General features: G+C 70.6%; 11 protein-coding genes. 7 read left to right on the plus strand and 4 right to left on the minus strand.

Features of this window, described 5'->3' with window-relative positions:
• Positions 1-143: 143 nt before the first annotated feature.
• From ACFYTE_RS39130 to ACFYTE_RS39140, 3 genes are all read left to right on the plus strand, one after another.
• Positions 144-977 (plus strand): ComF family protein, encoded by an 834-nt coding sequence (locus ACFYTE_RS39130; protein ID WP_388721436.1) that lies wholly within the window; start codon positions 144-146, stop codon positions 975-977.
• 311 nt (positions 978-1,288) lie between these two features.
• Complete coding sequence (gene hpf, locus ACFYTE_RS39135; protein WP_388721438.1) at positions 1,289-1,981, plus strand: ribosome hibernation-promoting factor, HPF/YfiA family; 693 nt, start codon at positions 1,289-1,291, stop codon at positions 1,979-1,981.
• Between the two features lie 204 nt (positions 1,982-2,185).
• A complete protein-coding gene (locus ACFYTE_RS39140; protein WP_388721441.1) occupies positions 2,186-2,929 on the plus strand; it encodes a response regulator in 744 nt (247 codons plus the stop codon).
• Between the two features lie 3 nt (positions 2,930-2,932).
• On the opposite strand, the gene ACFYTE_RS39145 is transcribed toward ACFYTE_RS39140, so the two are convergent.
• Both ACFYTE_RS39145 and ACFYTE_RS39150 read right to left on the minus strand, forming a co-directional pair.
• Positions 2,933-4,108, minus strand: coding sequence for a winged helix-turn-helix domain-containing protein (locus ACFYTE_RS39145; protein WP_388721444.1), 1,176 nt, complete (start codon positions 4,106-4,108; stop codon positions 2,933-2,935).
• Between the two features lie 144 nt (positions 4,109-4,252).
• A complete protein-coding gene (locus ACFYTE_RS39150; RefSeq protein ID WP_388721447.1) occupies positions 4,253-4,837 on the minus strand; it encodes a GNAT family N-acetyltransferase in 585 nt (194 codons plus the stop codon).
• Between the two features lie 374 nt (positions 4,838-5,211).
• Between ACFYTE_RS39150 and secA the strand changes: the two genes are divergently transcribed.
• The gene (gene secA, locus ACFYTE_RS39155) at positions 5,212-8,028 is read left to right on the plus strand and encodes a preprotein translocase subunit SecA (protein ID WP_388721450.1); all 2,817 of its coding nucleotides are present in this window, start codon (positions 5,212-5,214) and stop codon (positions 8,026-8,028) included.
• A 124-nt stretch (positions 8,029-8,152) separates the two neighbouring features.
• Here the strand turns inward: secA and ACFYTE_RS39160 are convergent, their stop codons facing one another.
• Positions 8,153-8,725 carry an Rv3235 family protein gene (locus ACFYTE_RS39160; RefSeq protein ID WP_388721453.1) on the minus strand — a complete coding sequence of 191 codons (573 nt, stop codon included), beginning with the start codon at positions 8,723-8,725 and terminating at the stop codon, positions 8,153-8,155.
• A 328-nt stretch (positions 8,726-9,053) separates the two neighbouring features.
• Here ACFYTE_RS39160 and ACFYTE_RS39165 point away from each other — a divergent pair, with 328 nt between their 5' ends.
• A complete protein-coding gene (locus ACFYTE_RS39165) occupies positions 9,054-9,566 on the plus strand; it encodes a DUF6912 family protein (protein ID WP_388721455.1) in 513 nt (170 codons plus the stop codon).
• A gap of 67 nt (positions 9,567-9,633) precedes the next feature.
• Complete coding sequence (locus tag ACFYTE_RS39170) at positions 9,634-10,299, plus strand: HAD family hydrolase (protein ID WP_388721458.1); 666 nt, start codon at positions 9,634-9,636, stop codon at positions 10,297-10,299.
• A gap of 71 nt (positions 10,300-10,370) precedes the next feature.
• On the opposite strand, the gene ACFYTE_RS39175 is transcribed toward ACFYTE_RS39170, so the two are convergent.
• A complete protein-coding gene (locus ACFYTE_RS39175) occupies positions 10,371-10,937 on the minus strand; it encodes a DJ-1/PfpI family protein (protein WP_388721461.1) in 567 nt (188 codons plus the stop codon).
• A gap of 1,767 nt (positions 10,938-12,704) precedes the next feature.
• Here ACFYTE_RS39175 and ACFYTE_RS39180 point away from each other — a divergent pair.
• Positions 12,705-17,645 carry an NAD-glutamate dehydrogenase gene (locus ACFYTE_RS39180; RefSeq protein ID WP_388721464.1) on the plus strand — a complete coding sequence of 1,647 codons (4,941 nt, stop codon included), beginning with the start codon at positions 12,705-12,707 and terminating at the stop codon, positions 17,643-17,645.
• Positions 17,646-17,756 lie beyond the last annotated feature (111 nt).

Genomic DNA, 17,756 nt, shown 5'->3' on the forward strand with positions numbered 1-17,756 from the left:
TCCCGACAGATCGGCCACCTCACCCCGGTCCCGTGAGCTGTTCACTTGTGTGGGTGACGGCCCTGATGACCTACGCGGAGTTGTCCACAGGTCGTTTTCCACAGGGGTGGCCGGTCAGCCCGGGCGTTGGCACAGTGGTGCCCATGCGGGGGTGGTGGCAGGACCTCACCGACCTGGTGCTGCCGGCCGAGTGCTCCGGTTGCGGCAGGCCTCGCACGGTGCTCTGCGCGCAGTGCCGTGCTGCCCTGAGCGGGGCCGCGCCGAGCCGGGTGCGGCCGCTGCCGGAACCGCCCGGGCTGCCGGTGGTGCACGCGGCGGCTCCGTACGCGGACGAGGTGCGGGCGACCCTCCTCGCCCACAAGGAACGCGGCGCGCTGGCACTGGCGCGTCCCCTGGGCGCCGCTCTCGCCCGAGCGGTGCGCGCGGGGGCCGGGCGGCGGGACGTCCCCCTGCTGCTCGTACCGGTGCCGTCCGCGCGGTGGGCGGTGCGGGCGCGGGGACACGATCCGGTGCGGCGGATCGCCCTCGCGGCAGCAGGTGAGCTGCGGCGCGGCGGACGGCGTGCGCGAGTGGTCGGGGTGCTGCGGCAGCGGCGGGCCGTGGCCGACCAGTCGGGGCTCAACTCCCGTCAGCGGCTCGGCAATGTCGCGGGCGCTCTGGAGGTGACGGCGGGCGGTGCCCGGCTGCTCGCCGGGGGTCGCCTCGTTCTGGTCGACGATCTGATGACGACCGGCGCCTCCCTGGCGGAGGCGGCGCGCGCCGTCCGGGAGGCGGTGGGCGAAGTCGGCGGGAGAAGGATTGTGTACGGGCGTGCAGGTCGGGAAGGAAGGGAGGAACGGATCGGCGGATCAACGGATGAGAGCCGCAACGCGGGATACGGAGGAGCGGGAATGGCGAGCGTGGACGATGCCGGGCGATTGATCCGCGCGGCAGTGGTCGCGGCCCCGCCGGATTCCTTCGAAATGAGCCGGAACTGACTGCGAACGTGCGTCGTTGCAGGTAGTGAGAGGGTCTATTCACCTGAACGGAGGTACGCCGCAGTAGAGGGTGACGACATCCGTCCGGGCGAGATATGTTCGGTTGTGAGGGAAAGCCGCAGGCCATACCTCCCATATCCGAATGCCGTGCTGCGGTTGACCGTAATGACGCGTGCCGGCGAGGTGGAGATCTTGCTCATGGGGGAGGAGGTGGACGTCACCGAGTCCGAGGCTCCGGGGTTCACCGGGGCCTGGTGCAAAAGGGAGATGCTCCGCCACCGCAGCGGAGCGATCCGGGAACGGAGTTCTGCGTGGACATCGTCGTCAAGGGCCGCAAGACCGAGGTGCCCGAGCGGTTCCGCAAGCACGTGGCCGAGAAGCTGAAGCTGGAGAAGATCCAGAAGCTCGACGGCAAGGTGATCAGCCTCGACGTCGAGGTGTCCAAGGAGCCCAACCCCCGACAGGCCGACCGTTGCGACCGAGTGGAGATCACGCTCCGCTCCCGCGGTCCGGTGATCCGGGCGGAGGCAGCGGCCAGCGACCCGTACGCGGCACTCGACCTGGCGGCGGAGAAGCTGGACGCCCGGCTGCGCAAGCAGCATGACAAGCGGTTCTCCCGCCGCGGCGCACGCCGGATTTCGGCCGCCGAGGTCCCCGACCATGTCCCGGGAGCGGCGACGCTCAACGGGAACGGCCACCCCGTCCAGGAGGAAGAGACGGACGGAGTGCCCACGAAGAAGGTCGGCTCGCTGGAAGTACAGGGTGAAGGACCCCTCGTCGTCCGCGAAAAGACCCACGTCGCTTCCCCGATGACCCTCGACCAGGCCCTCTACGAGATGGAACTGGTCGGCCATGACTTCTATCTGTTCGTCGACTCCGAGACCAAGGAACCCAGTGTCGTCTACCGGCGGCACGCCTATGACTACGGTGTCATCCACCTGAGCACGGACCCGATGGTCACCCGGGCGGAATCCCCCGCGGCAGGGGGCACGCTGGGCGGCTGACGCGCCCGGCCGACGGTTGAGCGGGTGCCCCTGGAGCGCGTGTGCGCCCCCAGGGGCACCGGTGTGCGACCACTTCGCACCCCGCTTGTCACCGCGGTGTCGTCCCGGCATGAAATCATGGCCGCATCGGCCCAACCGGTGGGCCGTTGCCTTGGGTTGGCGATGGCACAGGACCACAGGCCACAGCCTTCAGGGGGAGGAACGATGGCGGACAGCTTCGGACCGATGCGGGAGGGGGATGCCGACGGCGTCGTCGGCATGGGCCCGGACGCGGGCTCTCCACGCAAGGAGCCGATCAGAGTCCTGGTCGTCGACGATCATGCCCTGTTCCGCCGTGGCCTGGAGATCGTGCTCGCCGCCGAGGAGGACATCCAGGTCGTGGGGGAGGCGGGCGACGGCGCCGAGGCCGTCGACAAGGCCGCCGACCTGCTGCCCGACATCGTGCTGATGGATGTGCGGATGCCCAAGCGCGGCGGGATCGAGGCGTGCACCTCCATCAAGGAAGTGGCACCCAGCGCCAAGATCATCATGCTGACGATCAGCGATGAGGAGGCCGACCTCTACGACGCGATCAAGGCGGGCGCGACCGGATATCTGCTCAAGGAGATCTCCACGGACGAGGTGGCCACGGCCATTCGCGCCGTGGCGGACGGACAGTCGCAGATCAGCCCGTCCATGGCGTCGAAACTCCTCACCGAGTTCAAGTCGATGATCCAGCGCACCGACGAGCGCCGGCTGGTGCCGGCGCCGCGGCTCACCGACCGCGAACTCGAAGTGCTCAAACTCGTGGCCACGGGGATGAACAACCGCGATATCGCCAAGGAGTTGTTCATCTCGGAGAACACCGTGAAGAACCATGTGCGCAACATCCTGGAGAAGCTCCAGCTGCATTCCAGGATGGAGGCCGTGGTTTACGCGATGCGGGAGAAGATCCTGGAGATCCGCTGAGGCTCAGCCGAGCAGCCGGGCGAGTTCGCCGACCAGCGCCTCGCGGAGCCCGGGTGCGTCCACCCGTTCCACCCGTACGTCCGTGCAGCTCACCCAGCTCGCCGCCTCGACCAGGGCCTGGGCCACGGCCGGGACCGCCTTCGCACCGACCAGGGTGACCTGCTTGGCGACCAGGGTGCGTCCCTCGCGGGCCGGGTCGACGCGACCGACGAGCCGGCCACCGGCCAGCACCGGCATGGCGAAGTAGCCGTACACCCGCTTCGGCTTCGGGACGTACGCCTCCAGACGGTGGGTGAAACCGAAGATCCGTTCCGTGCGGGCGCGCTCCCAGATCAGGGAGTCGAACGGGGACAGCAGCGTGGTGCGGTGCCGGCCCCGCGGGGGCGTCTCCAGGGCCGCCGGGTCGGCCCAGGCCGGCTTGCCCCAGCCCTCCACCGTGACCGGGACCAGGCCCGAGTCGGCGATCACCGCGTCGACCTGCTCGCCCTTGAGCCGGTGGTAGTCGGCGATGTCCGCGCGCGTGCCGACGCCGAGGGACTGGCCCGCGAGGCGGACCAGGCGGCGCAGGCACTCGGTGTCGTCCAGCTCGTCATGCAGCAGGGCGTCCGGGATCGCGCGCTCCGCCAGGTCGTACACCCGCTTCCAGCCGCGGCGCGCCACGCACACGACCTCCCCGTACATCAGCGCGCGTTCGACGGCGACCTTGGAGCCGGACCAGTCCCACCACTCGCTGGTGCGCTTCGCGCCGCCCAACTCCGTGGCCGTGAGTGGCCCTTCGGCGCGGATCTGTTTGATGACCTGGTCGTAGACGCCGTCGGGCAGTTCGTGGTTCCAGTGCGGGCGGTTGCGGTAGGCGCGGCGGCGGAAGGCGAAGTGGGGCCACTCCTCCACGGGGAGGATGCAGGCGGCGTGGGACCAGTACTCAAATGCGTGCGTGTCCGTCCAGTAGGCGTTCTCCACGGTCTCGCGGCCCACCGCGCCGAGGCGGGCGTAAGGGATCAGCTCGTGCGAGCGGGCGAGGACCGAGATGGTGTCGAGCTGGACCGCGCCGAGGTGGCGGAGGACACCGCGGACCCCGGCCCGGCGGTCGGGAGTGCCGAGGAAGCCCTGGGCCCGCAGGGCGATACGGCGGGCTTCGTCGGCCGAGAGGTCGGTGGTGGGGCGCGGAAGGGTCGTCATGGGTTCGCAGCGTATGGGGTGGGTCTGACAGCCGGCCCGGGACGGGGGCGGACGGCATCGGGGGCACGCCGGGGGCCGGGGGCCGAGCGGGCGCCGGGCCCGTGGACAAGGGGTGGGTGAGGGCCGGCGACATGCGGTGATCGGCTACCAGCGGGTGCGTTGCGGAGCGGGCAGGTAGGGCGCGGCCGACGGCAGGCCCAGGTCGGACGGGAGCAGCGAGCCCACCCAGCAGTCCCGGCGTATGCCCTTGTTGTTCGTCGCCGAGCGCAGTGTGCCCTCGACGGTGAAACCCGCCCGCTCGGCGACCGCGCGCGAGGCGTGGTTGCCGACTTCCGCACGCCACTCCACGCGGTCGATGGCCAGGTGGGTGAAGGCCCAGCGGGCGACGGCGAGGGTGGCCTCGGTGACGTAGCCCTGGCCGCGGTGCTTCTTCGCGGACCAGAAACCCACCTCGGCGACGCCCAGGGCGCGCATCGTCAGGGCGAGCATGCCCGCCAGTTCCCCTTCGGTGAGGAAGAGGCCGAAGGTGAACATCGAGTCGTTCGCCCAGCCGTCGGGCACCGCCCGTTCGGTGAAGCCGCGGGCGTGCTCGGGCAGGTAGGGCGAGGGGAACTGGGAGATCCAGCGCTGCAGGTCGGGGTCCTGCGCGGCGGCGAGCACCGCGTCGGTGTCGGGCGGGCCGGGGGAGCGCAGGACGAGCCGGCCGGTGGTGAGGGTGACGGGGTCCATCGGCAGATTCTGCTCGGGCGCACGCGCCCGCGCCATCCCTGTGGCTCGCGCCCGCGCCCATCTCTGTGGCCCGCACGGGCGCCGTCCCTGTGGCCGGCGCGGTGCGACCGTTCGCCCCGGGCGTCCCGGATGCGGTGGGTGAGCAGGTGATCACAGTTCGCACAAATCACCGGTCGGGTGCGGCACTATCCGCACATCCCGGCCGTTGTCCTCTATGAAAAGAGCCTGTGAAAGCAGCGGCCGATCAGCAGCCAACGACCGTAGCCCCGCCGGGCCTCCCGGCGTGGCCGGGTCCTCGCATACGATGGCCGTTGCTCAGTACGTCAAACGGAAACCGACCGTCCCAGGCCCGACCGGCAAGGAGACCAGCCCCCGTGTCCGTCCTCTCGAAGATCATGCGTGCAGGCGAAGGCAAGATCCTGCGCAAGCTGCACCGCATCGCGGACCAGGTCAACTCCATCGAAGAGGACTTCGTCGACCTCTCCGACGCCGAGCTGCGGGCCCTCACCGATGAATACAAGCAGCGGTACGCCGACGGGGAGCCCCTGGACGACCTGCTCCCCGAGGCGTTCGCCACGGTGCGCGAGGCCGCCAAGCGCGTCCTCGGCCAGCGGCACTACGACGTGCAGCTGATGGGTGGCGCCGCCCTCCATCTCGGCTACGTGGCCGAGATGAAGACCGGTGAGGGCAAGACGCTCGTCGGCACGCTGCCCGCGTACCTCAACGCCCTCTCCGGAGCCGGCGTCCACCTCATCACGGTCAACGACTACCTGGCCGAGCGTGACTCCGAGATGATGGGGCGCGTCCACAAGTTCCTCGGCCTGTCCGTCGGCTGCATCCTGGCCAACATGACGCCGGCCCAGCGCCGCGAGCAGTACGGCTGCGACATCACGTACGGCACGAACAACGAGTTCGGCTTCGACTACCTGCGCGACAACATGGCGTGGGCCAAGGACGAGCTGGTCCAGCGCGGCCACAACTTCGCCATCGTGGACGAGGTCGACTCCATCCTCATCGACGAGGCCCGTACGCCGCTGATCATCTCCGGCCCCGCCGACCAGGCCACCAAGTGGTACGGCGACTTCGCCAAGCTGGTCACGCGTCTCAAGCGCGGCGACGCGGGCAACCCCCTCAAGGGCGTCGAGGAGACCGGCGACTACGACGTCGACGAGAAGAAGCGCACGGTCGCCATCCACGAGCCCGGCGTCGCCAAGGTCGAGGACTGGCTGGGCATCGACAACCTCTACGAGTCGGTGAACACCCCGCTCGTCGGCTATCTGAACAACGCCATCAAGGCGAAGGAACTGTTCAAGAAGGACAAGGACTACGTCGTCATCGACGGCGAAGTCATGATCGTCGACGAGCACACCGGCCGTATCCTCGCCGGCCGCCGCTACAACGAGGGCATGCACCAGGCGATCGAGGCGAAGGAAGGGGTGGACATCAAGGACGAGAACCAGACGCTCGCCACGATCACCCTGCAGAACTTCTTCCGCCTCTACAAGAAGCTCTCCGGCATGACCGGTACGGCGATGACCGAGGCCGCCGAGTTCCACCAGATCTACAAGCTCGGTGTGGTCCCGATCCCGACCAACAGGCCGATGGTCCGCATGGACCAGTCGGACCTGATCTACCGCACCGAGGTGGCCAAGTTCGAGGCGGTCGTGGACGACATCGCCGAGAAGCACGAGAAGGGCCAGCCGATCCTCGTCGGCACGACGTCCGTCGAGAAGTCGGAGTACCTCTCGCAGCAGCTCAGCAAGCGCGGCATCCAGCACGAGGTGCTGAACGCGAAGCAGCACGACCGCGAGGCCACCATCGTCGCCCAGGCCGGCCGCAAGGGCGCCGTCACCGTGGCGACGAACATGGCCGGCCGTGGTACGGACATCAAGCTCGGCGGCAACCCCGAGGACCTGGCCGAGGCGGAGCTGCGGCAGCGCGGCCTCGACCCGGAGGAGCACATCGAGGAGTGGGCCGCCGCGCTGCCCACTGCTCTGGCCAAGGCCGAGCAGGCCGTCAAGGCCGAGAAGGAAGAGGTCGAGGAGAGCGGCGGCCTCTATGTGCTGGGCACCGAGCGGCACGAGTCCCGCCGCATCGACAACCAGCTGCGCGGCCGTAGCGGCCGTCAGGGCGACCCGGGCGAGTCCCGCTTCTACCTGTCACTCGGCGACGACCTGATGCGTCTGTTCAAGGCCCAGATGGTCGAGCGCGTGATGTCGATGGCGAACGTGCCCGACGACGTGCCGATCGAGAACAAGATGGTCACGCGCGCGATCGCGTCGGCCCAGTCGCAGGTCGAGCAGCAGAACTTTGAAACCCGTAAGAACGTCCTGAAGTACGACGAAGTCCTCAACCGCCAGCGTGAGGTCATCTACGGCGAGCGGCGCCGTGTCCTGGAGGGCGAGGACCTGCGCGAGCAGGTGCAGCACTTCATGGACGACACGATCGACGCCTACGTCGGAGCGGAGACCGCCGAGGGCTTCCCCGAGGACTGGGACCTGGACCGGCTGTGGGGCGCTTTCAAGCAGCTCTACCCGGTGAAGATCAGCATCGACGAGCTGGAGGAGGCGGCCGGCGACCGGGCCGGGCTGACCGCCGAGTTCATCGCCGAGTCCATCAAGGACGACATCAACGAGCAGTACGAGGCGCGCGAGGCGCAGCTCGGCTCCGAGATCATGCGTGAGCTGGAGCGGCGGGTCGTGCTGTCGGTCCTCGACCGCAAGTGGCGCGAGCACCTCTACGAGATGGACTACCTCCAGGAGGGCATCGGCCTGCGCGCGATGGCGCAGAAGGACCCGCTGGTCGAGTACCAGCGCGAGGGCTTCGACATGTTCACGGCGATGATGGAGGGCATCAAGGAGGAGTCCGTCGGCTACCTGTTCAACCTGGAGGTCCAGGTCGAGCAGCAGGTCGAGGAGGTTCCGGTCGAGGACGCCCAGCCGGTGGCCGAGGGTGTCCAGGACGCGGTGCCGGCCCAGGCGGGTTCCCGCCCGGAGATCCGCGCCAAGGGGCTCGACGCACCGCAGCGCCGCGGCCTGCACTTCTCCGCGGCGACCGTGGACGGCGAGGGCGGCATCGTCGAGGGCGACTTCACCTACGACGAGGACGAGCCGGTGCGTTCCGAGTCCGACGGTCTGACGCGGGCCGAGCGCCGCCGCCAGGCCAAGGGCGGCCGACGCCGCAAGAAGTGACGGAGCCCAAGGCGCCGTAGCGTCCCGATGGGCCGGTTCATCCTCGGATGGGCCGGCCCGTCGGCGTTTCCGCGATGCCCGGTTGCGGTGTGCGGCGCCCACAGGGGCGCGTCCGGCGGAGCGCTCAGTCGCCGGTGCGCGGGGCGCGGGGGCCGCCCAGTTCCACCGCCGTGCAGCGCCAGCGCAGGTCCGGGCCTTGTTCCAGGCGGAACGCCATGGCGCGCAGCTGGTCGCCGGCGCCGATGCGTGCGAACGCCTCGATGGCGCCACGGCGGGGGACGTAGTAGCCGATGTCCCGGACGACCGGGCGGGCGCCGCGGGTGCGCAGGGGCCCGCGCTCCGCGAGCCGGGCCAGCTCGTCGTAGGCGCGCCCGGCGGTGTGCCGGAGCATCCAGTGGACGGGGCGCTGACCGCTCAGCACGGCGAGCAGCCGGTCGGCGAAGAGGTCCGTGGGACGCGCGGGCAGGGGCGCGCCGGGTGCCGCAGGGTCCGTGGGGACGTCGGGTGCGGCGGTGAGCGGTGCGGAGGCGGGCGTCGCCGTGTGGTGGGTCGTACGGGGCGTAGGGGTACGCGTTGCAGGAGTGCGGGTCGTGGGTGTGCGGGTCGTAGGGGTGCGGGGCGGGGTGGTACCCGGGCGGCGGGGGTCGCGGCGGCCCGGCGGGCGGCGCTGGGCGGTCCTGGTCATGACCTTGTTCATGGGGTCCCCGTTCGGCGGGCCCGGCGGATACCGGGCGGTAACTTGCTGGTGGGGATCTTGTACGGGGCCGTGGGCGGCTCGGGCAAGCAAGTGCGGGCCCGCGTCGAGGGCGTGCGGAATTCACCTATCCGAGTGAGAAAAGGGGCGAAAACCCGGCAAATAACGGGGCGGGGTCGGGTGACCCCGCGGGCGCCGGGTGGACGGGTCCGTGGGTCCGGGCGGGAACCCGAAAGGGGACGCCCGCACGTATCCTGAAGGCCGTCCGGGAGCGCGGCCCGCCCTCGCCGGGCCCCAGCGGAGCCTTTGACCACGAAAAGAGCGGCCAGCCATGCGCGTCTACGTCCCCCTGACTCTCCCCGGTCTCGCCGAGGCACACAGGACGGGCGAGCTGGGGACCGAACCGCTCGTCGCGTACGCCGTCACGCCCGCGCTGCGCGAGTGGTACCTCTCCGACGACATCGAGGAGCTGGAGTACGCGGCGCTGAACCGGGCAGCGCTGGCCTCGCTGCGGCTGCTGGCGGCGGACCCGGACGCGCCGCGCCGCCGGGTCGTGGTCGCCGTCGAGGTGCCCGACGGCGCCGCGATGCCCGACCCGGACCGCGGGCTCGACCCGGCCGCGCTGGGCGAGGTGCGGGTGACCGGGCCGGTGCCGCTGGCCAAGGCCGCGGCGGTGCACGTCGACGCGGCGGACGCGGAGGACGACGTCGCCGCGGCGGTCACGGCGCTCCCGGCGGCGGACGACGGCGACGACGACGCGCAGTTCGTCGTGGACGGGGCCGAGGATCACGAGCTGCTCTGGTACGCGACGCAGGAGATCCCGGCCCTCGTGGGACTCGTGTAGGGCGCCGTATCCGGCTGTGACCTCGCTGTTCGCCCGATTGTCAGTGGCGGCGGGTACGTTCTTCGGCATGGGGATGCATGCAAGCGCCCACATCGTGTGGGACTGGAACGGGACACTGTTCCACGACAACGAGGCGATCATCGGGGCGACGAACGCCGCTGCCGCCGAGCTGGGGCTCGCACCGATCACGCTGGAGCAGTACCGGGCGATGTACTGCGTTCCGGTGCCGAGGTTCTACGAGCGGCTGATGGGGCGGCTGCCCACCGAGGCGGAGTGGGAGGTCATGGATGTGGTCTTCCATCAGTACTACAGCGAGCACCGGGTCCGGTGCTCGCTCACCGAAGGGGCGGCAGAACTGCTGACGCTGTGGCGGTCGGCGGGCCGCAGCCAGTCGCTGCTGAGCATGTACGGGCACGATGAACTGGTGCCGCTGGTACGCGGGTTGGGGATCGAGACGCACTTCATACGGGTCGAGGGGCGGACCGGCCCGTCCGGGGGCAGCAAGGCGGAGCACATGGTCCGGCACCTGGAGGCGCTGACCGGTGTGGACCCGGAGCGCACGGTGGTGATCGGGGATGCCGCCGACGACGCGGTGGCGGCGCGGCACGTGGGGGCGCGGGCCGTGCTGTACACCGGGGGCTCGCACAGCCGCGCCAGTCTGGAGGCCATGGGCGTGCCCGTGGTGGACACGCTGGACCAGGCCGTGGCGGCGGCGGAGCGGCTGGCTGCCTGACCCGGTGCGGGCTCGCGGTCCGCGGCCGGGTTCCGCGGCCGGGGCTCAGCTCACCGGAGCCTTCGCGGGGCTCAGCTCACCGGAGCCTTCGCGCGCAGTACGGTCAGGAACTCGCGCATCCAGCGGGAGTGGTCCGGCCAGGCGCGGGCGGAGACCAGTGTGCCGTCCACGACCGTTTCGGCGTCCTGGAAGGTGGCCCCGGCCGCCTGCATGTCGAGTTCCAGCGCGGGGTAGGCGGTGACGCGCCTGCCGCGGAGGGTGTCGATCGCGGCGGTCATCAGGGGGCCGTGGCAGATCTGGGCGACGGGCTTGTCGGCGTCGAAGAACGACTTGAGGATCTTGCGGAGTTCGAGGTCGTTGCGGAGGTATTCGGGTGCCCGGCCGCCGGGGATAACGAGGGCCGCGTACTGGCCGGGGTCGACGTCGGCGAAGGCCAGGTCGGCGGGCCAGGTGTAGCCGGGCTTCTCGGTGTAGGTGTCGAAGCCGGGTTCGAAGTCGTGCACGACGAACTGGAGTTTCTTGCGGCTGGGGGCTGCGATGTCGACGTCGTAACCCTCCTCGCGGAGACGCTGGTAGGGGTACATGACCTCCAGTGACTCCGCTGCGTCGCCGGTCACGATGAGGATCTTCGGGGGCATGGCGGGCGGCTCCTCTCGGGCGTGCGCCGACCCCGCGGGCGGTGCGCTTTCCGTGGGCGGCGGCGCGCTGTTCCTGGGCAACGTGCCTCCAGCGTGCCGCGCCGACAAGGGGTTCCGCCAGTTCCCCGACGCGACCTTGACGCGGGGGCGGGTGACGGACCGCAGCGGTGGCGCGGGGCGGACCGGGGTGACGGTCCGCAGCGGCGGTGCGGGGTGGGACCGGGGCGACGGGCTCGGGCGGGGTGGGGCGGGCAGGGGGCGGGGGCGGGCCCCGGGGAAGGCGGCGCTCAGGCTTGCGGACTCGGACCGGGCGCTCGGACTTCGTCCGGCCACCGTGGCCGGAACTCGGCCCCACCCGGCTGCGGTTTCCCGCAGCCGCACCGGCGGACCACCGGCCGCTACCGGTTGCCCACCGGACGGCTCCGGGTCCGGACGGCGGCGGCCGAGCCGAGTCCGCCGGGCTCGACCGCGCTCCGTTCGGTCGTACCGGTGGCGGCGCCGGGGCGAGTCCGCCGGGTCCGGTTGCGGTCTGTCCGGCTGTACCGGAGGCGGGGCGGGGTTGGGTTTGCCGGGTCCGGTTGCGGTCCGTTTGGTCCCACCGCGGCGGTGCGGGGCGAGTCCGCCGGGGCGGCCCGGTTGCGGTCCGTCCGGCTGGGCCGGTGGCGGGGCCGAGCCGAGCCCGCCCGGGGGTTCGGCTGCGGTCCGTCCGGTCGTACCTGCGGCGGGGCCGGGTGGGGTTTGCTGGGGCCAGCCGGGTTCCGTTCGGTCGTACCGGTGGCGGCGCGGGGCCGAGCCCACCCGGGTCCGGTCGTGGTCCCGCCGGGTTCCGTTCGGTTGCATCGGTGGCGATGTCGGACCGCATTCGCTGGGCCCGGCCGGTCGTACGTCCGGCGGGGCCAAGTCGAGTCCGCTGGCCTTGGCCGTGGTCCGTCCGGTTGTACCCGTGGCGGTGCCGGGCCGAGCCCGCCCGTGTCCCGTCGGGTCCGTCCGGTTGTACCGGTGGCGGTGGCGGTGGCGGTGGCGGTGGCGGTGGCGGTGCCGGGCCGAGCCCGCCCGTGTCCCGTCGGGTCCGTCCGGTTGTACCGGTGGCGGTGGCGGTGGCGGTGGCGGTGGCGGTGGCGGTGGCGGTGGCGGTGCCGGGCCGAGCCCGCCCGTGTCCCGCCGCGATCCGTCGCGTTCCGTCCGGTCGTACCGGTGGCGGGGTCGGCTGTGGTCCGGCCGGAGCGTGGCGGGTCGGCCGCCGGGTGCCGTTGGTGTGGGTGGGCTGGGGGCTTGTGTGGTCTGTGGGGCGTGGGTGGCGGGGGGCTTGTGGATATGTCGTCGGTGGCGGGTTCGGTGCTGTGCAGAACGTCAAAGTTTGGCGCTCGGTTTTGTACACATACGGCTCATGACGAGCCCGGGGTGAGGAGCGATAGCCTTGTGGCGTGATCAGCGCGATAGCTCGCGGGGGCACTGTTGTCGCCCCTGCCCTGCGCCCGAAGAGCACGGACGACATCCGTGACCGGGCGGCGGTCGCTGGTCCTCGCGGGTGGGAGCGGGGCGCAAGGACCCCAGAGGCCCCACGCACATCCCGGGTCACGACGCGACGGAGAGCAGCGTCACACTGGTCGGGTGCGTGGATATTGGCCGAATACCCCCCCTTCTTCTCACCTTGCGGCATAGCGTCGGAGACAACCGGACACCCCGGGCCGTGGCGTTACGCCGGAGGGGAAGAGACCGTACTTCCTTCTACGTCACGCAACGGCGCGCGACAGGAGCCAGAGGACAATGCAGACCAAGCTGGACGAAGCCAAGGCCGAGCTGCTCGAACGGGCCGCCCGGGTAGCTGAGAACAGCCCGGTCGGGGGGCACCTACCGACTGGGACGACGGACGAGGGCATCTTGGACCACGAGTCCGTCCTCGTGTTCCTCCAGCGCTACTACCTGCACACCGCCCCGGAGGACCTCGGCGACCGCGACCCGGTCGATGTCTTCGGAGCCGCGGTCTCCCACCACCGACTCGCCGAGACCCGCCCGCAGGGCACGGCCAACGTCCGGGTCCACACCCCCACCGTCGAGGAGAACGGGTGGACCTGCAGCCACACCGTCGTGGAAGTCGTCACCGACGACATGCCCTTCCTCGTCGACTCCGTCACCAATGAGCTGACCCGCCAGGGGCGCGGCATCCATGTCGTCATCCACCCGCAGTTCGTCGTCCGGCGGGACCTCACGGGCAAGCTCATCGAGGTCCTGACCGCCCCGCCCACCGGTGACCTCCCGCACGACGCGCACATCGAGTCCTGGATCCACGTCGAGATCGACCGTGAGACCGACCGCGCCGACCTGAAGCAGATCACCGCCGATCTGCTGCGCGTCCTGTCCGACGCCCGCGAGGCCGTCGAGGACTGGGAGAAGATGCGGGAAGCGGCGCTGCGCATCGCCGAGGGCCTGACCGAGGAGCCGGTCCCCGCCGATCTGCCCGGACCCGAGGCGCAGGAGGCCCGCGAGCTGCTGCGCTGGCTGGCCGCCGATCACTTCACCTTCCTCGGCTACCGCGAGTATCAGCTGCACGGGGACGACTCCCTGGCCGCCGTGCCCGGCACCGGCCTCGGCATCCTGCGCTCCGACCCGCACCATTCCGGCGAGGAGGGCCATCCGGTCAGCCCGTCCTTCGAGCGGCTTCCGGCCGACGCCCGGGCCAAGGCCCGCGAACACAAGCTGCTGGTGCTGACCAAGGCCAACAGCCGGGCCACGGTGCACCGGCCGTCGTACCTGGACTATGTCGGCGTCAAGAAGTTCGACAAGGCCGGCAACGTGGTGGGCGAGCGCCGCTTCCTGGGCCTGTTCTCCTCGGCCGCCTACACCGAGTCCGTGCGCCGCGTGCCCGTCATCCGGCGCAAGGTGGACGAGGTGCTCAGGGGCGCCGGGTTCTCGCCCAACAGCCACGACGGACGCGATCTGCTGCAGATCCTGGAGACCTACCCGCGCGACGAGCTGTTCCAGACGCCCGTCGACGAGCTGCGCTCGATCGCCACCTCCGTGCTGTATCTGCAGGAACGCCGGCGGCTGCGCCTCTACCTCCGCCAGGACGAGTACGGGCGCTACTACTCGGCGCTGGTCTACCTGCCCCGCGACCGCTACACCACCGGCGTCCGGCTGCGGATCATCGACATCCTCAAGGAAGAGCTGGGCGGCACCAGCGTCGACTTCACCGCCTGGAACACCGAATCGATTCTCTCCAGGCTGCACTTCGTCGTCCGGGTCCCGCCGGGCACCGAGCTGCCCGAGCTGTCGGACACGGACCGGGAGCGGATCGAGGCCCGGCTGGTCGAGGCCGCCCGCTCCTGGGCCGACGGGTTCGCCGAGGCGCTGAACGCCGAGTGCGGCGAGGAGCGCGCCGCCGAGCTGCTGCGCCGCTACAACAACGCCTTCCCCGAGGGCTACAAGGCCGACCACTCTCCGCGCGCTGCGGTCGCCGACCTGGTCCACCTGGAGCGGCTGAGCGACGAGGCGGGCAACGACTTCTCGCTCAGCCTCTACGAGCCGGTCGGGGCCGCACCCGACGAGCGCCGGTTCAAGATCTACCGCAAGGGCGCCGCGATCTCGCTGTCCGCGGTGCTGCCGGTCCTCAACCGGCTCGGCGTCGACGTCATCGACGAGCGGCCCTACGAGCTGCGCTGCGCGGACCGGTCCGCCTCCTGGATCTATGACTTCGGTCTGCGCATCCCCAAGTCCCTGGGCGGTGTCAACGGCGACTACCTGGGCGACGACGGCCGTGAGCGCTTCCAGGAGGCGTTCGCCGCGACCTGGACGGGCAAGGCGGAGAACGACGGCTTCAACGCCCTCGTCCTCGGCGCCGGGCTGACCTGGCGGCAGGCGACGGTGCTGCGCGCGTACGCCAAGTACCTGCGGCAGGCCGGCTCCACCTTCAGCCAGGACTACATGGAGGACACCCTCCGAACGAACGTCCACACCACCCGGCTGCTCGTCTCGCTCTTCGAGGCGCGGATGGCGCCGGAGCGCCAGCGTGCCGGGCACGAGCTGGTCGATGCCCTGCTCGAAGAGGTCGAGGCCGCCCTCGACCAGGTGGCGAGCCTCGACGAGGACCGCATCCTGCGCTCGTTCCTCACCGTCATCAAGGCGACGCTGCGCACCAACTTCTTCCAGGACGCGGGCCGTGGCCGGCCGCACGACTACGTGTCCATGAAGTTCGACCCGCAGGCCATCCCGGACCTGCCGGCGCCGCGCCCGGCGTACGAGATCTGGGTGTACTCGCCGCGCGTCGAGGGTGTGCACCTGCGTTTCGGCAAGGTCGCGCGCGGTGGTCTGCGCTGGTCCGACCGGCGTGAGGACTTCCGCACCGAGATCCTCGGCCTGGTCAAGGCGCAGATGGTGAAGAACACCGTCATCGTGCCGGTGGGCGCCAAGGGCGGCTTCGTCGCCAAGCAGCTGCCGGACCCGAGCGTGGACCGGGAAGCGTGGCTGGCCGAGGGCATCGCCAGCTACAAGACGTTCATCTCGGCGCTGCTCGACATCACCGACAACATGGTCGCGGGCGAGGTCGTGCCGCCGGAAGACGTCGTGCGGCACGACGAGGACGACACCTATCTGGTGGTCGCGGCCGACAAGGGCACGGCGACGTTCTCCGACATCGCCAACGAGGTCGCCCAGTCCTACAGCTTCTGGCTCGGTGACGCCTTCGCCTCCGGCGGCAGCGCGGGCTACGACCACAAGGGCATGGGCATCACCGCCCGCGGCGCCTGGGAGTCGGTGAAACGGCACTTCCGCGAGCTGGGCGTGGACACACAGGCGGAGGACTTCACGGTCGTCGGCATCGGCGACATGTCCGGTGACGTGTTCGGCAACGGCATGCTGCTGAGCGAGCACATCCGGCTGGTCGCCGCCTTCGACCACCGGCACATCTTCATCGACCCGGAGCCGGACGCGGCCGTCTCCTACGCCGAGCGCCGCCGGCTGTTCGAGCTGCCCCGCTCCAGCTGGGCCGATTACAACACCGAGCTGCTGTCGGCGGGCGGCGGGGTCTTCCCCCGTACCGCTAAGGCGATCCCGGTGAACGCGCACATCCGCGAGGCCCTGGGCATCGAGCCCGGCGTCACCAAGCTGACCCCGGCCGACCTGATGAAGGCGGTCCTGAAGGCGCCGGTCGATCTGCTGTGGAACGGCGGCATCGGCACGTACGTCAAGTCGAGCGGCGAGTCCAACGGCGATGTCGGTGACAAGGCCAACGACGCCATCCGTGTGGACGGCCGGGACCTGCGGGTCAAGGTCGTCGGCGAGGGCGGCAACCTGGGCCTGACCCAGCTGGGCCGCATCGAGTTCGCCGCGCATGGCGGAAAGATCAACACCGACGCGATCGACAACAGCGCCGGCGTGGACACCTCGGACCACGAGGTGAACATCAAGATCCTGCTCAACGGCCTGGTCACGGACGGCGACATGACGGTCAAGCAGCGCAACAAGCTGCTCGCCGAGATGACCGACGAGGTCGGCGCCCTGGTGCTGCGCAACAACTATGCGCAGAACACGGCGATCGCCAACGCGCTGGCTCAGTCCAAGGACATGCTCCACGCCCAGCAGCGGTTCATCCGCCATCTGGTGCGCGCGGGCCATCTCGACCGGGCGCTGGAGTTCCTGCCGACCGACCGGCAGATCCGCGAGCGGCTGGGCCAGGGACAGGGCCTGACAGGACCGGAGACGGCCGTCCTGCTGGCGTACACGAAGATCACGGTGGCCGAGGAGCTGCTGCACACCTCGCTGCCGGACGACCCGTATCTGCGCGGACTGCTGGACGCCTACTTCCCGAAGGCGCTGCGCGAGCGGTTCCCGGAGCGGATCGGCAGCCACCCGCTGCGCCGTGAGATCACCACGACCGTGCTGGTCAACGACACGGTGAACACGGGCGGTACGACCTATCTGCACCGGCTGCGGGAGGAGACCGGGGCCTCGCTGGAGGAGATCGTCCGGGCACAGACCGCGGCCCGCACGATCTTCCGTTCGGCGCCCGTGTGGGACGCGGTGGAGGACCTGGACAACAAGGTCGAGGCGGACGTGCAGACCCGGATTCGGCTGCACTCGCGCCGCCTCGTGGAGCGCGGCACGCGCTGGCTGCTGAACAACCGGCCGCAGCCGCTGGAACTCGCCGAGACCGTCGCCTTCTTCGCCGACCGGGTCGAGCAGGTCTGGCAGCAGTTGCCGAAGCTGCTGCGGGGCGCGGACCTGGAGTGGTACCAGCACATCTACGACGAGCTGACCGGCGTCGGTGTCCCCGACGAACTGGCGACCCGTGTGGCCGGGTTCTCCTCCGCGTTCCCGACGCTCGACATCGTCTCGGTGGCGGACCGTATGGGCCGTAAGCCGCTGGACGTCGCCGAGGTGTACTACGACCTCGCCGACCGCCTCGCCATCACCCAGCTGATGGACCGGATCGTCGAACTGCCCCGCGCGGACCGCTGGCAGTCCATGGCCCGCGCCTCCATCCGCGAGGACCTGTACGCGGCGCACGCGGCGCTCACCGCGGACGTCCTGGCCGTCGGCAACGGCACCTCGACGCCCGAGCAGCGGTTCAAGGCCTGGGAGCAGAAGAACTCGGCGATCCTGAGCCGGGCCCGCACCACCCTGGAGGAGATCCGCGGCTCGGACTCCTTCGACCTGGCCAACCTGTCGGTGGCGATGCGGACGATGCGGACGCTGCTGCGCACGCATTCGTAGGCCGCGTGGTCCGCACCGTCGTACGGTGCGCAGGGCGCCCCGGGTCGCATACGGCCCGGGGCGCCCCGTTTTCTTGCCGACACCTGATCAAAAACCTGCGGTGAATTTACC

The sequence above is a fragment of the Streptomyces sp. NPDC004629 genome (assembly GCF_042873595.1).
In the GTDB taxonomy this organism is placed as follows: domain Bacteria; phylum Actinomycetota; class Actinomycetes; order Streptomycetales; family Streptomycetaceae; genus Streptomyces.